Raw genomic sequence first — 19,352 nt, forward strand, 5'->3', positions numbered from 1 at the left:
CCACCCGACCCTTTCCATCTTCCCCCTGCTGGACGACGACGAACTGCACGCCTTGGCAGAGGACATCAGGGAGAACGGTCTTCTTCATCCAGTCGTCCGGGATGTCGACGGCCAGATCCTGGACGGACGCAACCGCCTCAAGGCGTGCGAAATCCTCGGGATCGAAGCACAGTTCGTGGCTTACGAGGGAAGCGCCCCCCGAAGCTACGTTCTCTCCGCCAACCTGCGTCGTCGCAGTCTGTCGCGAGGACAGGCTGCGATGATCGCCGCCAAGGCCTGTTCAGATTCTGAACAGGAGGGGCGTTCAGAATCTGAACAGTCGGCCCGTTCAGTTTCTGAACAGGCCGGTGTCTCCCTGGGCCGCATCGGGCAGGCATCGACGGTGATGCAGTACGCGTCGGACTACGTGGACCGCGTCATCAGCGGTGTTTCAGGCCTTGACGCGGCTTACGAGGTCGCGCGTGAGAGGAAGAACCAGGCCAGTTCCGATGAGGCCCGCCTGGATCGGCTACGCACTGAGGACCCTGAACTGGCCAACCGCGTTGTGGAAGGAGAGCTGACCCTCAACGGGGCGCTGGCCGAACGCAGGGAGCGAGTCGAGGAGCAGAACCGGCAGCGGCATGTGGCCACCCAGCTCCTGTGCGAGATCGTTCCGGCCGTTGCCGAGACCCGGGGCACCGAGGTGTTCCGCCAGTTCGATCCGAGTCTTGCTCCGGCCGGGCGAACGGTCACCCGTGAGGTGATCGCTCACGCGATCAGCGCACTGCGGGAGATGGACGCGGTCTGGAAGCAGAGGGGACTTGCGTGACCAACGCTGCTGTGAGCATCAAGGAGCGTCTGTGGGAGCTCAGCGAGCAGGCCGCTGACAACGTCACCCAGCTCACCGGGCACATGCAGGTGAGCGACGCCGAGTCGGAGCTGTCCAGACTGGTCGACCTGGATCCCTGCAGGGAGGAATTGCACGAAGCTCTTCGCTCGGCCGGGTGCAAGGGCGAGATCCGGAAGCTTGGTGAACGTCACCGGCCCAAGTGGAACCAGGACGGCTCGTTCGCCTTCAATCCCCGCGACATCTGGAAGCTCGGCGGCGGGCTCTGGGTACGGGCAGAGCTTGCCACCCGAGTCGACGGGATCGCCACCGCGCGACAGTCCACCAGGAACCGTGGGCAGGTTGACTCGGCCGATGACCGGCTTCAGCAGTACATGGCCGAGCGCCAGGAGGCCTTCCGCCTCAACCCGGAGATCGTGACCTTCGGCGACCTTGAGCGCATCCACTTCGGCTACACCGGCGGCTCGGACGGTGGCCCGGACAGGGATGTCGACCAGGCGTAGCCAGCCGCCGTGCGCCGCGCGACCAACCATCAGATCGGAGCCCCGTGGCTACATTCACCATCCCCATCGCCGTCGACCCTGCTACCGACGTACTCGCCGCGCTGCCGGTCGACGGAGCCAGCCGCCGGTTGTTGGACCAGGCCGGATTCGTCCACGACGAGGCGACGGGCGTGCAACGGCTGCGTGAGAGCACGTCGCCGACCAGCGCGTCCCGGGCCGTCACGGACGCTGTCCATCGGCTCAACGCCGTTGGCTACGACGTCCTGCGCCTGTACTCCGACACCGAACGCCGAAAGGCGATCACGCAGCCTGCCCCGGATGACCCCACGATGACCCGGGCGCCGGGCACCATCTGGATGCACCACGTGGCATCCGATGTGACTGCCGGGCGGCTCGTCGTCCACGCCCTGCACCGCGAAGCGGCCGGCCCCGTACGCCTGCTGGCTGGCTTCCCGACGGACGGGACGGCAGCGGTACTCGCCACCGAAGGCAGCGGGTTCTTCGCCGTCACCGAGTACAAGGATCTCGACGCGGCGGTGGCCGCCTTCGGGTACCCACTAGTTGCACCGTTCCCTCAGCCGGACTCATGTGCGACGGCTTGAACACGGGGAACTCACACCGACACGACACGTCGTGCGATTACCCCCTGAATCTCTGCCCCCACTGCTGGAGGAAGCACTTGCCCTCATCCCTCACCCGTCTCGACGCCCAGGTGGAGGCCGTGCTCGGAGCGAGCATCGCGACACTGCACGCGCAGGATGACCTCGCCCCGGACGCCGCACGCATTGTGGACGCTCACCGGGCGCTGACCAGGGCCGAGACCACCGTCGCGTTCGAGCGCGTCCGGCTGCTGATCTGCGCTGATCGCCAGCGCCGGGTCGACGACGGCCTGCTCACCGACCTCGACACCCAGCTGGAGACGCTGGAGGACGCCGCCGCCGCGCGCGACCAGGCCGAGACCGACCTCCTGGCGCGGCTGCGGGAGATGCGACACCGGCCCGCAAGGTGCGCGCCGGCCCCGGCCGATGCAGCCGCTGCGGAGGCATCTGCGGGTCGCCGGTGAGCAGCGGACACCCGCTGAGGTTCGGCTGGACCTTCGACCTGGGGGAGTTCGTCCTGGCGCCGCGCTACCCCCGGCCGACCGTCACGAGCGTCCTGGCCGACGCCGGCTTCCACCAGCGGGCGGAGCCGTTCGGTGCCTGGCACATGAGCCGTCGCGTGCCGGGAACCGAGCAGGCCGCCGCCGCCGGAGAGGCCGTGCGCCGACTCGTCGGCTCGGGCATCGAGGTCCGCAACTGGCACGCCCCGCACCAGCGGCCCATGGACGTGGTGCGCCACTATGCCTGGCTCACCTCCGGCGGGCCGTTCCCCAACGCCGAAGCGGTCGCCCGAGCGGCCCGGGCCGAGGCGAAGGCCCGCCTGGCCGCACCCCTTTCCTCCAGCGACCGCGAGGTCACCGAGCAGGTCGTGCGCGGCGACCTGAGGGTGGAGGCGCGCCGCGCCCTCGACGACACCGAGTGGATGCTCGCCGCCGAGCCCGCAACCGGCCACTACATCGAGCTGCGCCACGACCTGGTCGGCGGTTCCCTGTCGGTGGTCGGTGACATCCCCGGCCGGTTCGCCGACGACGCCCGCCGCGGCTTTCGTCGGCTCATCCTGCGCGAGACGCGCCCTGCGTCCGCCACGCGGCTGCGTGCCGCCGCAGCACGCTCCCGCCTGCCGGGCGCTCGCTGCGGGTCGGCGTCCACGGCCGTCCCCGCCGCCCTGTCGCCGGCGCCCTCCCACGCCGCCCAGCGCCGCTAGCCCCCCATCCCCCTTTCCGGAAGGACTCCCCATCCCATGGCCGACATCTCCTTCACGCCCGGCGATGCCGGCGCCATCACCGCCCGGCTCGGGCCCGATGTCCCCGACAGCGCCCACCGGCTGCTCGAACAGAACGGTGCCACCCGCAGCGCCCCGGGGGAGTACCTCTTCACCGGTCCGGACGCCGTGGCCCGCGCGGCGCAGAGCGCGTTCCTGCTGGACGCCGGCGAGCTGAGCGTCGAGACCGCCTCCGGGCCGGTCCGCAGCCTCGATGCCGCGCTGGACGGCGCCGACGTGGTGTTCGCCCGCCACCCCACCGAGGGCATCGTCGCGGCCACCACGACGGACGCCACGACTGGCCTGGTGCCGGACGTGCTGCGCCGTTTCGGCTGGCAGCACGACGGCTCCGCCCCGGACCGCGACATCTACCTGCCGCCGGCCGATGCCAGCGAGCGGCTGGCCCTGGCCGCGGCGGCCAGGGCGAGCGCGGTGCTCCAGGGACTGGGCCTGCAGGTGGCGACCGTCGGCCTGGCGACCCCACCGGCCTCCTCGAACCGGCTCGCCGAGGCCGCCGAGGACCTGGTCCTGGAACGGGCGGGTCTGCGTAGTCTGACCGACAGTCGCGACGTCGCCGACCTGCTGGACGCCGCGCTCGACCCGAGGACCGGCGCGTTGCCGAACCTCGACCAGTTGCTCGCCGACGTGCGCATCTACCTCGACCAGCTGCCCCCGGACCAGGGTGAACTCCTGGCCGCCCGCGCCGACACGGCCCGCCACCGGACGCAGGGACTCGCCCAGGGGCTGCGGGAGCTGCAGTCCGACCTGGCGCACCTGGGCGCCGTCGTCGAGGAGCCGACCGCCACCGCGCGCAGCGCGCGTGCCACTGCGGCCAGTGTCGTCACGGCCCGCGGACTGAGCGCCGGGCCGATCATCCAGGCCGCCCCGGCCGCCCACGCCCTGTCCTCCGTCCCCATGCACGCCGCCAGCCGCTAGAGGAGAACCGCATCACCGACCGTCCCCCCATCACGATCGCCCGCCATCCCGAGTACGGCGTCACGGCCACGGGTACCGACCAGGCCACCTACCAGCAGCGCAGGTTGCTCGCTGACTACGGCTTCACGCCGATCCCCGGCCGCGACGGGGACCTGGTCTTCACCGGCACGACCGACAGCCTCGTCCTCCACGCCCGCCAGACCGTCGCCGCCCTGCGCTCCACCGGCGCCGTCGTCCAGCCGGACCGGGAGTTCGAGTACGACACCCACCCCGGCTACCCCTCGCCGTCGTCGATGGCCGCCGCCCCCGGCGCCAGGATCGTCACCGGCCCCGTCGCTCCCGCCGCTGAGCCGGTGATCCTCGCGGGCCCGGCCGCCGCCTCCCGCGCGGACGTTACGATCGGCACCCACCCCGAGCGCGGCATCACCGCCACCAACACCACCAGCACCCCTGCGGCGGCCCGGCTGCTGGCCCAGGCCGGGTTCTACCGGGTGCCCGGCCACCGGGACCTGTTCTCTCTCACCGAGCAGCAGGCCGCCGGCGTCGAACGCGCCACGCATACCGTGGGCCGGCTGCGCGCCGCCGGGCTGAGCGTCGCTGCAGACGCCCTGTACGACCCCGATCAGGCCCGCGCCGACGACGACCCGTTCCGCACCCGGCTGTTCCGGGTCGACGAGCAGCCCGCGCCCGAGCACTCCCACGCCGGGCCCGACGACCCGTTCCTGACCAAGGTCGTGCGCGCGGCGCGGTCGCAGAACAGCGGCGAACCGGCTCCCATGACAACACCTGCTGTCGCCCCCGTGGACCCGTTCAACACCCAGCGGCCCACCGCCGGTCCGGCCGACCGGTCTGCCGCCGATCCCCGGATGGGCGCGCTGGTGAGCAACCGGCAGCGCACGCTCGCCGCGATCGAGGAGATCCTCGACGGCCTGGCCCAGCAGCTGCGCGACGACCCGCAGTCGCTGGACCCTGCTCAGGTGTCCGCCGTCCTCGCCGAGGCCCACACCGTGCTGGGCGGGGTGCGCCAGGACCTCGAACAGATCTCGGCCACCACCGCCCCCCGCACCCGCGCGGCCACGCACGCCCCCCGGCCCGCCGCCACCGCTGCGCTCGGCGCACGCGCCCAGGCCGCCCGGGCCACCAGCCTGCGCCTGGGCAGGGTCAGCGCCGCGCAGCCCGTGGAGGCCGCGACCCGGCCCGTCGACCCGCGCCTCGAATACAGCATTCACAGCCGCTGACCTGGAGGTATTCCCCCTTTGCCCATCAAGACCATCTGGGCCGTCACCCACGGGTGCGGTCACGACGCGGACCACGACCTCTCCTCCCGACCGGCCGACCAGCGTGCCGGCTACGCCCGCTGGCTCGCCGGGCGCGACTGCACCGCCTGCTGGCGGGCCCAGCGCGACGCCGACGGCGCCGACCGCGCGGCCTGGCTGGAGCAGAAGCGCGCCGCCGAGCAGCAGGCCGCCACCGAGTGGGCCGCGAAGTTCCGGATGCCGCCGCTGGACGGCCCCGAGAAGGCCATCGCGTGGGGTGAACGCTCGCGCCACCAGCTGATGGCCGCCGCCTACCGCGACCTGGTCGTCGAGGGCGACCTCGACGAGAACGCCTGGCTGGACATCGAGGAGCAGGCGCGCACCATTGACCGCGCCAGCTGGTGGATCGACCAGCGCGACGCCGCCCCCGCAGACCTCCCCGAGCTGCTGGCGGCCGCCACCGGCGAGGACCGCACCACCGAGAACCCGTACTGACCGAGACGATCCGCATCGCGCCCGGGGGCTCCGGCTACGCCGAGGCACTGGGCGCGGACCCGAACGCCCTCGCGCTGCTGAGCACCCTCGGCGTCGCCCCGCCACGTCGTGCAGGACACCCGGCCGCCTTCCCCACCGACCACGGCCCCCTCACCCGGCTCGCGCTGGTAGCCGAGGCCGCCCGCCGCCTGGAGCGCTCCGGCCACACCGTCGACCTCGGTCCCCGCCTGCGGCTCTCCTCCACAGCGGAGCAGGCACTGGAGATCCTCGCCGACCTCGCCGACCTGATCGGCGAACTGTCCGACCTCCTGCCGGCCATGGGGATCCACGAACTGGCCGCCGTCGCCGGGCAGATGACCACCGGCACCGGCAGCGCGATGGAAGCCACCCGCGCGATGTTCGAAGCAGGAGCCCGGACGGCGCGTCGAACCGACGCCCCCGAGCACGAGCGCGAGGAGATCGCCCGCTGGTTCCAGGCCGGTGCGCACGCTGCCGCCCGGATGGCGGCGCTCGCCGCCGCCACCGCCTACCCGGCCTCGGCCGATCCGGCCGCCGAGCGCGCCCGCGCCGCACGCACCAGGTCCCCGGCAGCCCGCACCGCAGCCGTTCCACCGGTCAGCACCGCCCCGGCCACCGCCACCAACACCCCCACGAGGAGCCGCGCTTGACCGAACCCCCTGACACCCACGCCTACGCCCAGCGGCTGCGCGCCCTCGCCGACCACCTCGACGCCGAGCAGCACAAGCCCAGCCAGAGCGCCCTTCGGACCCTGGTTGGCGAGTCCGGCCTTCTGACCCTCGCCTCCGAGATGGCCGCCGCCGTGCACACCGACCTCGGTGCCTGGAACGAGGCCGTCCCCGCCAGCCAGTTCGGCACCCACCTGCGCGTGCTCAGACGCCGGATCGCCAGCACACAGGAGCGGATCACCGCCGCGCTCGACGATGCCGCCCTGTCCCTCCCCGAGACGATGAGCCTGCTGGCCGACCACACCACACCCGCCGAAGCCGCGGCGGCAGCCCAGGCGGCGGAACAACGGCTGTGGGACGGTCCCGAGGTGCGCGGCACCGAACAGGTCTACCTCCTCCGGCCAGCCGGCACCGCTCACACTCCCCAGCTCGGACTCGTCACGACCGGCCTCGGCTTCGTGAACGCCTACGGCACCGCGAAGTTCACCCGCGCCGCCGCCGAACAGGTCGTCGCCGACATGCGCTTCAACAACTGCTTCGACGCCGCCTTCGAACCCGACGGGTCACTGGTCTACAACTGGCCCCCAGCGTACGACGACGATGCCGGCCGGATGCGCGTCGTCCCCGACGACCGGGGGCTGTACGAGATCGGCGGCCAGTGGCCGTGGGACTACCGCCGGCCCGGCAACGCCTTGCCTCGCGCCCAGGCGGCCCGCATCACCACCCACAAGGCCGCGCTCCCGTCCGGGCAGCCCGAGCCCGGTATCCACCCCGGCACTCCGGCCCGCGCCGAGGGACGAACCCGGTGACCGCAGCCCCACCCGCCGCCGGCCGCCGCCCGTTCGCCGTCGTCCGCCAGCCGCCGGACGAGCCCGGGCCGGAGCCCTGGCCGCCCGCACTGCGGCAGCACCACCGATCGGTCCCGCCTCGGAACCGACACCGCCACCCCCACCAAGGAAGACCCCCGCTTGACCCAGACCCCGACCACCCACGCCTACGCCCAGCGGCTGCGCGCCCTCGCCGACCACCTCGACGCCCAGCCGGACCTCTCCCAGCAGACGATGCTCCGAGCCCTCGTCGACCGTGAAGGCCTACTCCCGCTGGCCGGCGAGATGGCCGCCACCGTCCACACCGACCTCGCCGCCTGGGACGAAGCACTTCGCGCTGACTCCTCCAGCGCGCACCTGTCCGAACTGCGCCAGCGGATCGCCGACAACGAGACGGTCCTCCTCGACGTGACCGACGAGGCAGCCCTGCACCTGTCGGGCGCCACGCGCCTGATGGCCAACCACCGTGGCCCCGACGACGCCGCAGCGGCAGCCCTGGCGGTAGAAGCGCGGCTGTGGGACGGTCCGGAGGTCCGCGGCAACGAGCGGGTGCACCTGCTGTGGCCCGACGGTTCCTCGCATGCGCCCCAGCCCGGACTCGCCCAGACCAGCCGCGGATACGTGGACCCCTTCGGCACCGCGAAGTTCACCCGCGCCGCCGCCGAGCAGATCGTCGCCGACATGCTCGCCGACAATGTCGGCTTCGAGGCCGCCTTCGAGGCCGACGGGTCTCTGGTCTACAGCTGGCCGCGGGAGCACGACGGCGAGGGCGGCCGGATGCACGTCGTTCCCGACGACCGGGGGCTGTACGAGATCGGCGGCCAGTGGCCGTGGGACTACCGCCGGCCCGGCAACGCCCTGCCTCGCGCCCAGGCGGCCCGCATCACCACCCGCAAGACCGCGCCGCCGTCCGGACCGCCCGAACCCGGTGCCCGCTACGGGAGTCCGGTCCGCGCCGAGGGACGAACCCGGTGACCGCAACCCCACTGCCGTCCGCCGCCACTGCCACCGCAGCACTGCGCGAAGTCGCGTACCGGATCTTCAGATCCTCCGACCCTGCGGAAGTTGCCGACCTGGTCGAGGAGATCACCCGAGATGACGGCACCTTGGAGGCGCTGTCGTCCGCGCTCGCCGCCGCAGGCCGATGGGCCAAGGACCGGCCAAGCGGCGGCCACCTGTGGCAGCCACTCAGCAGGGCCTCGGACGAGATCTGGGAGGCCGGCACCGACATCGCCGAACTCCCCGCGCAGCTACGCGCGCTGCCCGCCACCGCGACCCGCGTCCGATCGGCGGCGGCGCGAAACCGCGTCGGGAGCGCTGTCGTGCCCTCACCGCCAACCCCGTCACCAGCATCGGTCGCCGCAGCCGTCGGCTCACAAACGCGGCGCGACGTTCCTGCCCGGTAGCCCGGTACCGGCACCTTCCACCCGCCCCCTCCCTGGGGCCCGACGAGAACGTCTTCGCCCTGATCCCCTCCATTACCCGCTACGCCAGCACCCACGACCTGCTCGTCGCAGCCCACGCCCAGGCCCGGTGGCAGCCCGGCCGGCCCCCGCCCCGGATCATCGCAGCCTGGCACCCCACCCCCGCCCCTGTCCTCCCCGCCCCCGGGACAGCCGAACTGGCCGCGCTCGCACAAGAGCTGGACCACGACCTGATCCGGCTGCGTCCCCAGCGCGACCGCCGTTCGGGCCTCTCACGAGACGTGTGGCACTGCGCCCTGCGCGCCCACCCCGCCTCGCCTCCTCTCAGCGACGCCCGCTGGGAGGACGCCGTGCGGCGCGTCCTGGCCGCCACCGGCATCGCGCCCGAGGACGACCCGGTGGCGTGCCGGTGGATCGCACTGCGCGTGGACGGCCACGAGGCCCGCATCATTGCCCCCCTGGCACGCCGCGACGGCGAGGCCCCACGGATGGACCGCGACCTCTCCCGTGCCATGGCGGCCTGCCAGCTCCTCGAGTACGAGCACGCCCGCGGTTCCAGGCGCCGGCCGGGCGCCGCCGTACACAGCACCGCGCCCCGTGCGGGGATCCAACAGGTCGCCCAGGCCCGACCGTTCGTGCCGCACGCCGCGCAGCCCGGCCTTCGCCCCCGCTAGCCGAAAGGCCCCACCCCGTGCCAGACCCCAGACCGCCACGCGCGGTCGACCTCGCCCACGACGCTACCCGCCGCGCCGGACAGGCCCTCGCCGACCTCGCCGAGGTCATCGAACCGCTGGACCCGGAGGAGGCCGCCGAGGTGCTGTACGGCCTGGTCCTCCCACCCGGCCCGGCCCACGCGCTCGCCGGCATCCTGAACCGCTTTGGCCACTGGGCCGCCGAGGGCTGGGACAACCCCCGGATCTACGAACCGCTGATCCGCGAGGCGGCCGAGCTCACCCTCGGCGCCTACCGCGTCACCACCGTCGCCAACCAGATCGCCAACCTCGGCGAAACCCTTGCCGGTTCGCGCTCGGCGGCCGCCCTCGCGACCTCGCCAGCAGCCCAGGCGGCAGAACCCCGCTCCGTTCTCCGGAGCCCATCGTCGCCTGTGCCTGCCGCTGTGGTCGTGCCGCAGGGCCGCATCGTCGAGCCGCCCCGGCGCTGACCACCGCGCCGATGTGAGGCCCGGCTCCGGGCCCACCCGTCTCCAGACCGACCGCTGGCTTTCCCCGACGCCGACCGCGCTGACCGAGGCCGCAGTCCGGTTTCCCGCGCCCGCCGCCACGTTCCGCGGCCCGGCTCCTCCCCGCAAGGACCCACCCCTGCCCCCTGCTTCCCCCACCCCACCGTCCTCCGCCCCGGGCACCGATGCCCTCCTCTACACCCTCATCGGCTCCGGACTCGCTCTCGCCGCCTTCGGCTCCCTCGCCTGGATCGGCGGCAGCACCACCACCCTTCTGTCCGGCCACAGCTCGTGGCCCCCGTTCCAGCCGGTCACTGCCGCACTCCACCCGGAGCAGCTGTGGCCCGACCTGGCACCCCTCCCGCGCCTGATCGGCGCACGCATCATCCCCGCCCTGGCCGCGGCCGCCACCGCAGGCCTGGGACTTCGCCTCTGGCTGCGCCACCGCCGCGCGAAGGGCACGGGCCTGGCCACCAGCCACGACCTGGCGGTGCTCCTACCCAAGGAGATCACCGCCAAGGCCCGCAGCCTGCGCCCCAGCCTCGCCGCCGCCAAGCCGGGTTCCATTCAGCCGGCCGACACCGGCATCCTCCTCGGGACCCTCGGCGACGGCGGGCCCGAGGTCCGCACGTCCTGGGAAGACGTGGCGGTCGCGATCATGGCCCCCCGTAGCGGCAAGACGACCAGCCTGGCCGTGCCGTCGATCCTGGCCGCTCCCGGCCCCGTTCTGCTCACCTCGAACAAGGCGGCTGGCGATGCCTACACGGTGACGCTTGACGCCCGGTCCGAGGCCGGACGGGCGTGGACGATGGACCCGCAGCAGATCGCCCACACCGAGCAGGCCATGTGGTGGGATCCGCTGGCCGACGCCAAGGACCTCCCCGGCGCCCGCCGCCTTGCCCAGCACTTCGTCACCGCGTCCGTGGACGAAGGCGAGCAGGGCGACTTCTGGAGCACGGCCGCCGCCAACACCCTCACTGCACTGTTCCTGGCGGCCGGCGTGGCCGGGCGCCCGATCACCGACGTGCTCGGCTGGCTTGCCCAGCCCGCCGACCGCACCCCGATCGACATCCTCAAGGAGCACCAACTCACCGCCATCGCCGCCCAGCTGCAGGGCACTGTGTCGGGTGCGGTCGAGACGCGCGACGGCATCTTCGAGACCGCCCGCCAGTACGCGGCCTGCCTGCTGGACCCGAAGATCTCCGCCTGGGTCACCCCGAGCGGCACCCTGCCGGAGTTCAAGCCCGCCGACTTCGTCACCCGCAAGGACACGCTCTACCTGCTGTCGAAGGACGGTGGCGGCTCGGCGTCGGCGCTGATCGCCGCCGCCGCGGACAGCGTGATGCGCGCCGCGGTGATCCAGGCGGAGCGCGACGGCGGACGCCTCGACCCGCCGCTGCTCGCGGTGCTCGACGAGGCCGCCAACGTGTGCAAGATCAATGACTTGCCGGATCTCTACTCGCACTTGGGGTCCCGCGGGGTCATCCCGATCACGATCCTCCAGTCCTACCGGCAGGGCCAGCGAGTGTGGGGCGAGGTCGGCATGGACGCCATGTGGTCTGCCGCCACGATCAAGTTGGTCGGGTCAGGTATCGACGATGCGGACTTCGCCGACAAGCTGAGCCGGCTCGTCGGCGAGCACGACGTCGAGACCGTCTCGCACTCCACCTCCGAGTCCGGCCGCTCCACCTCCGTCTCGATGCGCCAGGAGCGGATCCTGCCCGCCGACCAGATCCGCGCCCTCAAGAAGGGTTCGGCCCTGCTCTTCGCGACCGGCATCAAGCCCGCGCTGCTGAGCCTGCGGCCCTGGTACAAGGAGCCCGGCGCCGACGTGATCGGCAAGGCCTCCTCCCAGCAGACCGCGGCGATCACCGAGCGGGCCAAGGCCAAGGCGGAGGCCGCCGCGTGAGCACCGCCACCACGAACACCCCGACCGTGCGCACGCTTTCTCTAGGCGCCGGCGTCCAGTCGACCACTCTGCTGCTGATGTCCGCGCTCGGTGAGGTGCCCCGACTCGACTACGCGATCTTCGCCGACACCGGCTGGGAGCCGAAGAAGGTGTACGAGCACCTCGACCGGGTCGAGCGCGAGATCGCGCAGCCCGCCGGGATACCCATCCTCCGGGTCTCGTCGGGAAACATTCGCGCCGACGCCCTCGACCCGGGCCACCGCTTCGCCAGCATGCCGCTCTACATCCTCAACAAGGACGGCTCACCGGGGATGACACGGCGCCAGTGCACCGGCGAATACAAGATCAAGCCCATCAAGCGGCAGGTCCGGGACATCCTCGGATACCCGTATCCAGCGCGCATTCCGGCCGACGTCTACGCCGAGCAGTGGATCGGGATCTCGACCGACGAGTTCCACCGCGCGAAGGACGCCGACGTCCGGTACACGCGCAACCGCTTCCCGTTGATCGAACTCGGCCTCTCACGCGGCGACTGTCTGGGCCTGCTGGCCGAGCACGGCCTGGAGAGCACCCCGAAGAGCAGCTGCCTGGGGTGTCCGTTCCACGGCAACGGCCAGTGGCGGTCCATCCGCGACGGCGACCCGGAGGAGTGGGCCGACGTCGTCGAGTTCGACGCGCAGATCCGCGCCGGGAACGCCCGGGCCAACGCCGACGGGCGGCCGCTGCTCGGCCAGGCGTACCTGCACCGCTCCCGGGTGCCGCTGGACCAGGCGCCGATCGACCGGCTCACCCGCCGCGAACAGCTCTCTCTGCAGGAGCGGCTGGCCTTCGACGAGCTGGAGTTCGGCCCGCAGGACAGCTGCTCCCCGTACTCCTGCCGCTCCGGCGACCCCGCCTCGTGACCGGCACCCGGCGGGCGCGAACTGCCGCCGGCCGCCGCCCGGGGGGACCACCGGCATGGGCGGCCCGCTGAGCGACCCGGGGCGGGCGCGGTCCGGCTACCGTCCCCTGTCCTCGGCGGGGGAGCCGATGTGGTTCGGCCCCGACCACCGGATGGGCCCCTGGTCCTACGGCGAGCTGATCGCGCGCGCCCATCCGTGGCCGGTCTCGTGGCTGTTCCCGCCCCGCCCCGGTGATCCGCCGCGGATCGTCAACTTGTTCGCGGGCCCCGCCGGATGGGAGCAGGGGCTTCGCATCCTGGATCCGCGCCCGGGCGCGTTCGACGTCGTCGGCGTGGAAATCGGCCCCGACGCCGCCGCGACCGCGAGGGCCGCTGGCCACCGCCGGATCGTCTGCGACGTGCGGACCCTTGACCCCACCCACCCCGCCCTGCGTCACGTCGTCGGGCTGATCGTCAGCGCCCCCTGCCAGGTCTGGACACCGGCCGGCAAGCGCCAGGGCCGGGACGAGCGCAACATCCGCCTCCTGGAGGAGGTGCTGTCCCGGGCCGTCGAGGGCAGCTTCGGGCACTGGCACGACGATGGCGAGTGCGACGAGGCCGGCACCTGCACGATCTGCTGCGATCCCGCGTGGGACGGCAACGGCGGCTGGACCGGACCGCTCCTGTCACGGGCCGACGTGCGCGAACCGATCGCGCAGATGAGCGATCCGAGCATCGGCCTGATCGCCGAAACCGTGATCTGGGCACTGACGCTGACCGCCCGCTTCGACGCGCTGTGCTGGTTGGCGATGGAGCAGTCCAGTGCGCTTCCACACGTCGTGACCGACGCGCTGCGCGATGCCCTCGACCTCGCGGACTGGTACAGCAGCGACGTCCGGACCCTGGACGCCGCCGACATCGGGCTCGCCTCCCACCGGCGCCGCACCTACCTCGTGGCCGGCCGCCACCAGGGGGTGAGCCTGAGCGCTGCACAGCCCGCCGACCCGATGCCGGCCCGCACCGCCGCCCAGGCCCTCGGCTGGCGGCAGGGGATCCGCGTGAATACCCGCGGCAACAGGAGCACGGCCGGCGGCAACGAGTGGTCGGCGGACGCCACCGCCACCGCCATCACCGGACGCAGCCGCAGCTGGTACTGGGCCGATGACCCGGAGCGCCGGATCACCACCGGTGAGGCCTCCCTGCTCGTGGGCATGCCCGCCGACCACCCGTGGGAGGGCTCGCCATCCGCCCAGCACGGGCAGATCGGCGACGTCGTGGCCCCCACCGAAGCCGCCCGCGTCCTCGCCCAACTCGTCGGCCGGCCCTGGCCGGAGCCGGTCCGCAGCTACCTGGAGAACCTCTACAGCCCGGCTTCCCAGGCCCTGGCCGCCGCCACCGACGCGCGCCTCCTCACACGTCGCGCCGCGGCAGCCGCATCGTCCTCTCCGGCGCTGCCCGGCCTGGAGGACCTGGGCTCTTTGCCCGCCCCAGCCCCCACCCAATCCCCACGCCGGGCCGCCGGCCCCGGCCGCTAGCCCGCCGCCCACACCGATCCCCAGGAGGCCCGTGGACAGCAATGCCCCAGGTCCCGCGCCGCCCGGCCAACCCCGGCGCTCCGGCAGTCCGGAGGCGACACGGTGACCCCGCAGATGGAGGCCGAGCAAGCCCTGCTCGGCGCGGTCCTCCTGGACCCGGCCCGGCTAAAGGCCGTCGACTGGCTCGAACCGAAGCACTTCTACCGACCCGCGCACGCCGCCCTCTACCAGGTGCTGCTCGACCAGGCCGCCGCCGGACACCCCGGCCTCGACCCGGAGGCCGCCGAGGCGCGGGCGGGGTGGGCGACGGACGCGATGACCGCGGCGGCCGAAGCATGCCCCGCCTTCACTGCCGGCTACGGGCACACGCTGATCGCGGCGTGCCCCGTGAGCGGCCACGCCGCCGCCTACGGCCGGATGGTGCTGGAGAGCTGGATTCGCCGACAGGTCCACGAGCACGCCCACCGACTGCTGGCCGCCGCCCGCACCGGCGACCTCGACGCGACCCTCCACCTCACCGCCCGCCTGCGAAGCGCGGTCGGCGACCTCGCCCGCGCCTGGGGGCCCGTGGACACCCGTCCGCACCCCTCACCCGGACCGTGGCCGCTCGAACTCCCCGACCACGCCGTCCAGGAGACCCTGGGCCAGGAGAGGGCACTACTCGCCTCCCTGACCGCCCTTCCCCGGCAGGTGGGGGACGTCACCCGCCGAGTGCATCCCTTGGACCTCCTGGACCGAGGGCACCAGGCGCTCTACCGGGCGATCGGAGCTCTCGGCCACCGGGGCGAGCCGATCGACCCGCTGACCGTGCTCTGGGAAGTCCAGCACCGCGCAGCCGACGCCATCACCGCCGACGCCGTCCGCTCCATCACCCGGGCCGGGTTCGCCGGCGACCCGGACTACTGGGCCGACGAGGTCCTGAAGGCCGCTGTGCTGCGCTCGGCCACCGCCTCGGCCGGCGCCGTTCGGCTGATGGCGCTGGACTCCTCGATCCCTGCAGCCCGCCTCCTCGGCTCCTGCCTGCACGCCCTGCGGCAGACCGAGCAGGTGCAGAAGCGCTGGCGCACCGCCGCGCCCGATCGGGAGGCGGCCGACCGGGCGAACGGCCCGCCCGAGCACCGCCGCAGCGCCGCTCGGGCGCGCACCTTCGTATCGGTCCCCGACACCGCCCCCGTAGCGCCCTCACCCGCGCAGCAGGCAGCTCCGGCCCGGGCCGCGATCAAGAGCACGCACTGACCGGCCCCGGCCCGGTGCCCGTCCATCCACCGAGACCAGGAGAACTCCTCTGCCCACCCCCATTCGACCGCCCAGCCCGGAGGCCACCCGGCTGCGAGCCACGGCCGACGCCATCGACGCCCTGGCCGCCGCCCTCCCTGGCGCCTACCGCGAGCAGGGCCCGCCCGCGATCGGCGAACTCCGCCAGCACGCTGTGCGGATCGGCGAGCAGCAGCAGAGGCTGCTGGCCACCGCCGCCGTCCTGGCCGGCGCCCCGCTCTCCGACACCACCCGACGGGCCACCGCCCGCGCCCTGGCCGATGCCGGGACGGACGTCGCCGAAGCCCTCGCCCACGTCAGCCGGGCGGGGGCGATGGCCACCAGGATCCACGAGGTCGCCGGCCTCGACGGCGCGCACGCCGAAGCCGTGCGCGCCCAGGCGGGCCTCCGGCTCAACCTGTCCTTGTCCCGGACCCGGCTCGCCCTGGACACCGCCAGCGAGGCACTGCGCCACCGGGCCCGGTCAGAGCGGGACACAGCTGTCCTGCCGCCGGCCCGCAGGCGAGCGGCAGCCCTCGCTCCCGGCTCAACCCCGCTGGCCGCGCTGGCCGCCGTGCCCCCGGCACCCACACCGCCCCGGCCGGTGGGTCCCGCGTCCGCCCTCCGGAGCGCACCGGACCCGGCGGGCGGGCGGCGACGATGAGCGACGTCTACGCGGAGGGAATCCAGCGGCTCGCCGACCTCGCCGACGGGCTCGCGCGGATCCGCCGCGACCTGCAGCGCACGGCCAACCGGCCGCCCGCCCAGATCCCGGACAGGCTGGCGCAGGACATCACCGGCCTGGCCGGCTTCATCGCCGCCGCCGCCAGACTGGGCGCCGAGCTGTCCCACAGGCCGGGCCCCGCAGTCGCCGACCTCGGTGAGATGTGGGGGCCGTTCTTCGCCGCGACCCGCGCCAGCCCGGTGTTGCACCGGCTCACCGAACTCCTCGACGACGCCTGCGACCTCGCCAACCAGGTTCGGCCCCGGTCGCAGACCCGCAGCCACTTCTATGCCCCGGGCCTCGAGCAGCGCGTCGCAGGGCAGTTTGCCGACGCCGACGAGCGTCTCGGCCACACCATCGGCGTCCTGCGCCGAACACGGGCCGGTATCGTACGGGTCCGCAAGCGGGAACTCGACCGGGAACGGGAGGCGCTGGCCGACCCGAACGGCAAGGCAGCCCGCCTGCTGGCCGCCCGCGCCCAGTACCGCCGCGAGCCGCTGGTCCTGGTGCCACAGGGCTTCGCCGAGGAAGCCGTGGCCACCGCCGCCGAGGCGGCCCGCCGCTCCGGCTCCTCCCGGATCCTCTCGCAGACCCCGGCCACCGCCCCCGCCGCCGCACCAGCGGCGGCCGTCCGGCGCTGACGCCCCACGCCTTCCGACCACAGGAGCCTTCCTGATCACCACCGACTCGTCGGCGGCGATGCGCTCCCTCGCCGACCGGCTGGAGGCCGTGCACCGCACGCTGCTGCCCCCGACGGCCGGCCACGCCACCGAGACCGCCTGGCCGATGACCCACCTGGTGGCCATCGCCGCCGAGGCCAGCGACGAGGTCCTCTTCCGCGTCGCGGACCCCGCCGCCGACCGGTCCGTACTCGCCGCGTTCGCCGCCGCCGCCGCCCGCGCCGCCCAGGCCCTGGCCCTGGTCGCCGACTCGGCCCACCAGCTCCTGGCAGCACCGGCCGGCCCCGCCCTGCCCGAGGCCCGCCACGCCCACGCTGCCGCCCGCACCCTGGTCCAGACGGCAGCAGGGGAACTGCGGGCCGCCGCCGACCGGTACGCACCCGCCCGGGACGACACCGTCACCGACCTCGCGCGCCACCGCGCCTCCCAGCCGTCCGCCGCGCTCGCCCGCTCCCGCATCGTCAGCATCCGGCCCACCCCGCACTCCCGCAGCGGCACCGACACCCCCACCGCCCCCGTCATCCCGCTGCGCCGCCGCTGACCGAACCCCGGAGTAGCTCTGTCCCTCCTCGCAAACCGACCCGACCTGGTCGCCCTGGCCGACACCTTGGACGACACCCGCGCCTCCTGGATCGCGATTCCCCACCAGGGCCCCCTCCCGTCCGCCGCACTCGTCGCCCTGGAACTGCTCACCCTTCGCACCGCCCGCACCGGCCTGCTGGACGCCGCGACGAAGCCGATCGACCCCTACGCCGCACCCGAGGAGGTCGCTGCCGCCCGGCGCGCCTCACTGGCCGCCGCACGCGCCTCCTCCCTCGCGGCGCCGGCCGACCGCCGGCTGTGCGAAGTCCTCGAAGTCGTGCTCGCCGCTGAACAACGGCCCACCTCCCCGCTCACCATCCAGCACGCCCAGTGGCTGTACCTCGACGCCGCCCGGCACCTCGCCGAGGCCTCCGCCCACGTGCGCCGGCACATCCAGCCGCCTCGAACCGGCCGCGCCCGCCGCCGTGACGCCGAGCCCGACCAGAAGAACCGCGGCGTCGCCGCGCGACTGCGCTCCGGCCTGCGCCTGCCCTTCCGCAAGGACCGCCCCGACAAGCAGCTCCCGGCCGCAGCACAGGCAGCCGCCGCGACGCCAGCACCGCGCCGCTGACCCTCCCCGTCCCCACCACCGGAGTTCTCCCCTGACCCTGACACCCCTGCCCACCGAGGAACGGGCGGCGCTGCTGCGCAACCTCGGCGACTCCCTGTACGCCACCGCCGCCTACGTCTCCGCGGCCGCCGGCTTCCGGCCGGGTGTCGCCGAGCGCCTCCACTCCGCGCTCGACGCGCTCGCCAGGACCCAGTACGTCCTGCTGGACAACGTCCGCGCCGAGGAGCCGGGCGCCGAAGGCCCGAGCAGCGACGCCTCGCCCGAGCACATCGCCCGCGAGCGTTCCGGGCTCGTCCAACTCCACGCCAGCCAGCTGCTCAGCAAGGCCGCCCTGCACATCCATCCAGCGCTCGACGCCGCCTACCGCTCCGGCCCATCCACCGGGCGGGGTGCCCCCGCCGTGGCATGGCGCTCGCTCAACACCGCCTCCCGGGCGCTCAGCGACACCGCGCGGATGCTCCACGAGGTCGCCGACGCCCTCACCGGCCCCGAGCCGCAGGTCCTGCGGGAGATCACCTCTCGCGCCCCGGGCGAGTACGCGGCCGCCGCAGTGCGCATCCGCTCCCGCCCGGCGGCAACGGCGGCCCCCGCGCAGGCCGCGCCGACCGCCGCCACGACCACGGCCGCCACCACCGGCAGGCGGCGATGAACGCGCCCGGCGGTATACGCATCGGATCGCTGTGCTCCGGCTACGGAGGCCTGGACCTCGGCGTCCAGGCCGCTCTCGGCGGCACGATCGCCTGGCACGCCGACCCCGCACCGGGCGCCGCGGCGATCCTCGAACACCACTGGCCCGGCGTGCCGAACCTCGGCGACATCACCGAGGTGGACTTCGCGGCGGTCGAGCCCGTGTGCGTGCTCGCCGCCGGCTTCCCCTGCACCGACGTCAGCGTGGCCGGTGCCAGGGCAGGCCTGGCGGAGGGAACCCGCTCGGGCCTGTGGCACACCATCGCCCGCGCCATCTCAATTCTTCGACCCTGCATGGTGGTTATTGAAAACGTCCGCGGCCTATTGTCCACCCCCGCCCACTCGCCAGCCCATGGTGATATGGAACCGTGCCCGTGGTGTCTGGGAGACACCGGCGATGAACCTCCTCTGCGGGCACTCGGTGCCGTTCTCGCAGACCTGGCCGACAGCGGGTTCGATGCGAAGTGGGAAGTGCTACGCGCCTCCGACGTCGGAGCCCCGCACCGCCGCGAGCGCGTCTTCCTCGTCGCCTGGCCT

At 73.7% G+C, this 19,352-nt stretch carries 22 protein-coding genes and 1 pseudogene; all 23 read left to right on the top strand.

The annotated features are described in order from the left end of the window. Positions 1-28: 28 nt before the first annotated feature. Complete coding sequence (locus tag ACFVVU_RS30595; RefSeq protein ID WP_387793514.1) at positions 29-808, top strand: ParB N-terminal domain-containing protein; 780 nt, start codon at positions 29-31, stop codon at positions 806-808. Between the two features lie 11 nt (positions 809-819). Then, complete coding sequence (locus ACFVVU_RS30600) at positions 820-1,329, top strand: hypothetical protein (RefSeq protein ID WP_387793474.1); 510 nt, start codon at positions 820-822, stop codon at positions 1,327-1,329. A gap of 44 nt (positions 1,330-1,373) precedes the next feature. Then, a complete protein-coding gene (locus tag ACFVVU_RS30605) occupies positions 1,374-1,931 on the top strand; it encodes a hypothetical protein (protein ID WP_387793476.1) in 558 nt (185 codons plus the stop codon). Between the two features lie 77 nt (positions 1,932-2,008). After that, complete coding sequence (locus ACFVVU_RS30610) at positions 2,009-2,392, top strand: hypothetical protein (protein WP_387793477.1); 384 nt, start codon at positions 2,009-2,011, stop codon at positions 2,390-2,392. Continuing rightward, entirely contained in the window at positions 2,389-3,132 is a 744-nt protein-coding gene (locus ACFVVU_RS30615) for a hypothetical protein (protein WP_387793478.1), read from the top strand. Before ACFVVU_RS30610 ends, ACFVVU_RS30615 begins: the two co-directional genes overlap by 4 nt. A gap of 36 nt (positions 3,133-3,168) precedes the next feature. After that, the gene (locus ACFVVU_RS30620; RefSeq protein WP_387793479.1) at positions 3,169-4,125 is read left to right on the top strand and encodes a hypothetical protein; all 957 of its coding nucleotides are present in this window, start codon (positions 3,169-3,171) and stop codon (positions 4,123-4,125) included. A gap of 104 nt (positions 4,126-4,229) precedes the next feature. Further along, a complete protein-coding gene (locus tag ACFVVU_RS30625; protein WP_387793480.1) occupies positions 4,230-5,363 on the top strand; it encodes a hypothetical protein in 1,134 nt (377 codons plus the stop codon). 18 nt (positions 5,364-5,381) lie between these two features. Then, complete coding sequence (locus ACFVVU_RS30630; protein WP_387793481.1) at positions 5,382-5,876, top strand: hypothetical protein; 495 nt, start codon at positions 5,382-5,384, stop codon at positions 5,874-5,876. Then, entirely contained in the window at positions 5,783-6,544 is a 762-nt protein-coding gene (locus ACFVVU_RS30635; protein WP_387793482.1) for a hypothetical protein, read from the top strand. The genes ACFVVU_RS30630 and ACFVVU_RS30635 overlap by 94 nt, the downstream gene beginning before the upstream one ends. Further along, entirely contained in the window at positions 6,541-7,371 is an 831-nt protein-coding gene (locus ACFVVU_RS30640; protein ID WP_387793483.1) for a hypothetical protein, read from the top strand. Before ACFVVU_RS30635 ends, ACFVVU_RS30640 begins: the two co-directional genes overlap by 4 nt. 159 nt (positions 7,372-7,530) lie before the next feature. Then, the gene (locus ACFVVU_RS30645) at positions 7,531-8,364 is read left to right on the top strand and encodes a hypothetical protein (RefSeq protein ID WP_387793484.1); all 834 of its coding nucleotides are present in this window, start codon (positions 7,531-7,533) and stop codon (positions 8,362-8,364) included. Continuing rightward, complete coding sequence (locus ACFVVU_RS30650) at positions 8,361-8,795, top strand: hypothetical protein (protein ID WP_387793485.1); 435 nt, start codon at positions 8,361-8,363, stop codon at positions 8,793-8,795. Before ACFVVU_RS30645 ends, ACFVVU_RS30650 begins: the two co-directional genes overlap by 4 nt. 299 nt (positions 8,796-9,094) lie before the next feature. Continuing rightward, on the top strand, positions 9,095-9,487 hold the full coding sequence (locus tag ACFVVU_RS30655) for a hypothetical protein (RefSeq protein WP_387793486.1): 393 nt from the start codon (positions 9,095-9,097) through the stop codon (positions 9,485-9,487). Between the two features lie 17 nt (positions 9,488-9,504). Continuing rightward, positions 9,505-9,975 carry a hypothetical protein gene (locus tag ACFVVU_RS30660; protein ID WP_387793487.1) on the top strand — a complete coding sequence of 157 codons (471 nt, stop codon included), beginning with the start codon at positions 9,505-9,507 and terminating at the stop codon, positions 9,973-9,975. Between the two features lie 157 nt (positions 9,976-10,132). Next, a complete protein-coding gene (locus ACFVVU_RS30665; RefSeq protein ID WP_387793515.1) occupies positions 10,133-11,902 on the top strand; it encodes a type IV secretory system conjugative DNA transfer family protein in 1,770 nt (589 codons plus the stop codon). A 68-nt stretch (positions 11,903-11,970) separates the two neighbouring features. Next, positions 11,971-12,804 carry a hypothetical protein gene (locus tag ACFVVU_RS30670; protein ID WP_387793516.1) on the top strand — a complete coding sequence of 278 codons (834 nt, stop codon included), beginning with the start codon at positions 11,971-11,973 and terminating at the stop codon, positions 12,802-12,804. A 55-nt stretch (positions 12,805-12,859) separates the two neighbouring features. Further along, on the top strand, positions 12,860-14,317 hold the full coding sequence (locus tag ACFVVU_RS30675; protein WP_387793488.1) for a DNA cytosine methyltransferase: 1,458 nt from the start codon (positions 12,860-12,862) through the stop codon (positions 14,315-14,317). Positions 14,318-14,419: 102 nt separating this feature from the next. Further along, positions 14,420-15,553, top strand: coding sequence for a DnaB-like helicase N-terminal domain-containing protein (locus tag ACFVVU_RS30680; RefSeq protein WP_387793489.1), 1,134 nt, complete (start codon positions 14,420-14,422; stop codon positions 15,551-15,553). 193 nt (positions 15,554-15,746) lie between these two features. Next, on the top strand, positions 15,747-16,235 hold the full coding sequence (locus ACFVVU_RS30685; RefSeq protein WP_387793490.1) for a hypothetical protein: 489 nt from the start codon (positions 15,747-15,749) through the stop codon (positions 16,233-16,235). Then, positions 16,232-16,936: a hypothetical protein gene (locus ACFVVU_RS30690; RefSeq protein WP_387793491.1), complete on the top strand. Its 705-nt coding sequence runs from the start codon at positions 16,232-16,234 to the stop codon at positions 16,934-16,936. Before ACFVVU_RS30685 ends, ACFVVU_RS30690 begins: the two co-directional genes overlap by 4 nt. A gap of 58 nt (positions 16,937-16,994) precedes the next feature. Then, entirely contained in the window at positions 16,995-17,516 is a 522-nt protein-coding gene (locus tag ACFVVU_RS30695) for a hypothetical protein (protein ID WP_387793492.1), read from the top strand. A gap of 466 nt (positions 17,517-17,982) precedes the next feature. Then, positions 17,983-18,777, top strand: a complete 795-nt coding sequence (locus tag ACFVVU_RS30700; protein ID WP_387793493.1) for a hypothetical protein — start codon at positions 17,983-17,985, stop codon at positions 18,775-18,777. Next, positions 18,774-19,295: pseudogene (locus ACFVVU_RS30705) on the top strand (DNA cytosine methyltransferase); the annotation flags it as partial. The gene ACFVVU_RS30700 and the pseudogene ACFVVU_RS30705, both read left to right, overlap by 4 nt. Positions 19,296-19,352: the final 57 nt, after the last annotated feature.

Origin of the sequence: Kitasatospora sp. NPDC057965, from assembly GCF_042887135.1 — a bacterium.
Lineage (GTDB): Bacteria > Actinomycetota > Actinomycetes > Streptomycetales > Streptomycetaceae > Kitasatospora.

Excerpts from the sequence above, each read along its gene's own strand:
- ACFVVU_RS30675 (WP_387793488.1), top strand. The coding sequence starts at position 12,860 with ATGGGCGGCCCGCTGAGCGACCCGGGGCGGGCGCGGTCCGGCTACCGT.
- ACFVVU_RS30620 (WP_387793479.1), top strand. The coding sequence starts at position 3,169 with ATGGCCGACATCTCCTTCACGCCCGGCGATGCCGGCGCCATCACCGCC.
- ACFVVU_RS30695 (WP_387793492.1), top strand. The coding sequence starts at position 16,995 with ATGCGCTCCCTCGCCGACCGGCTGGAGGCCGTGCACCGCACGCTGCTG.
- ACFVVU_RS30690 (WP_387793491.1), top strand. The coding sequence starts at position 16,232 with ATGAGCGACGTCTACGCGGAGGGAATCCAGCGGCTCGCCGACCTCGCC.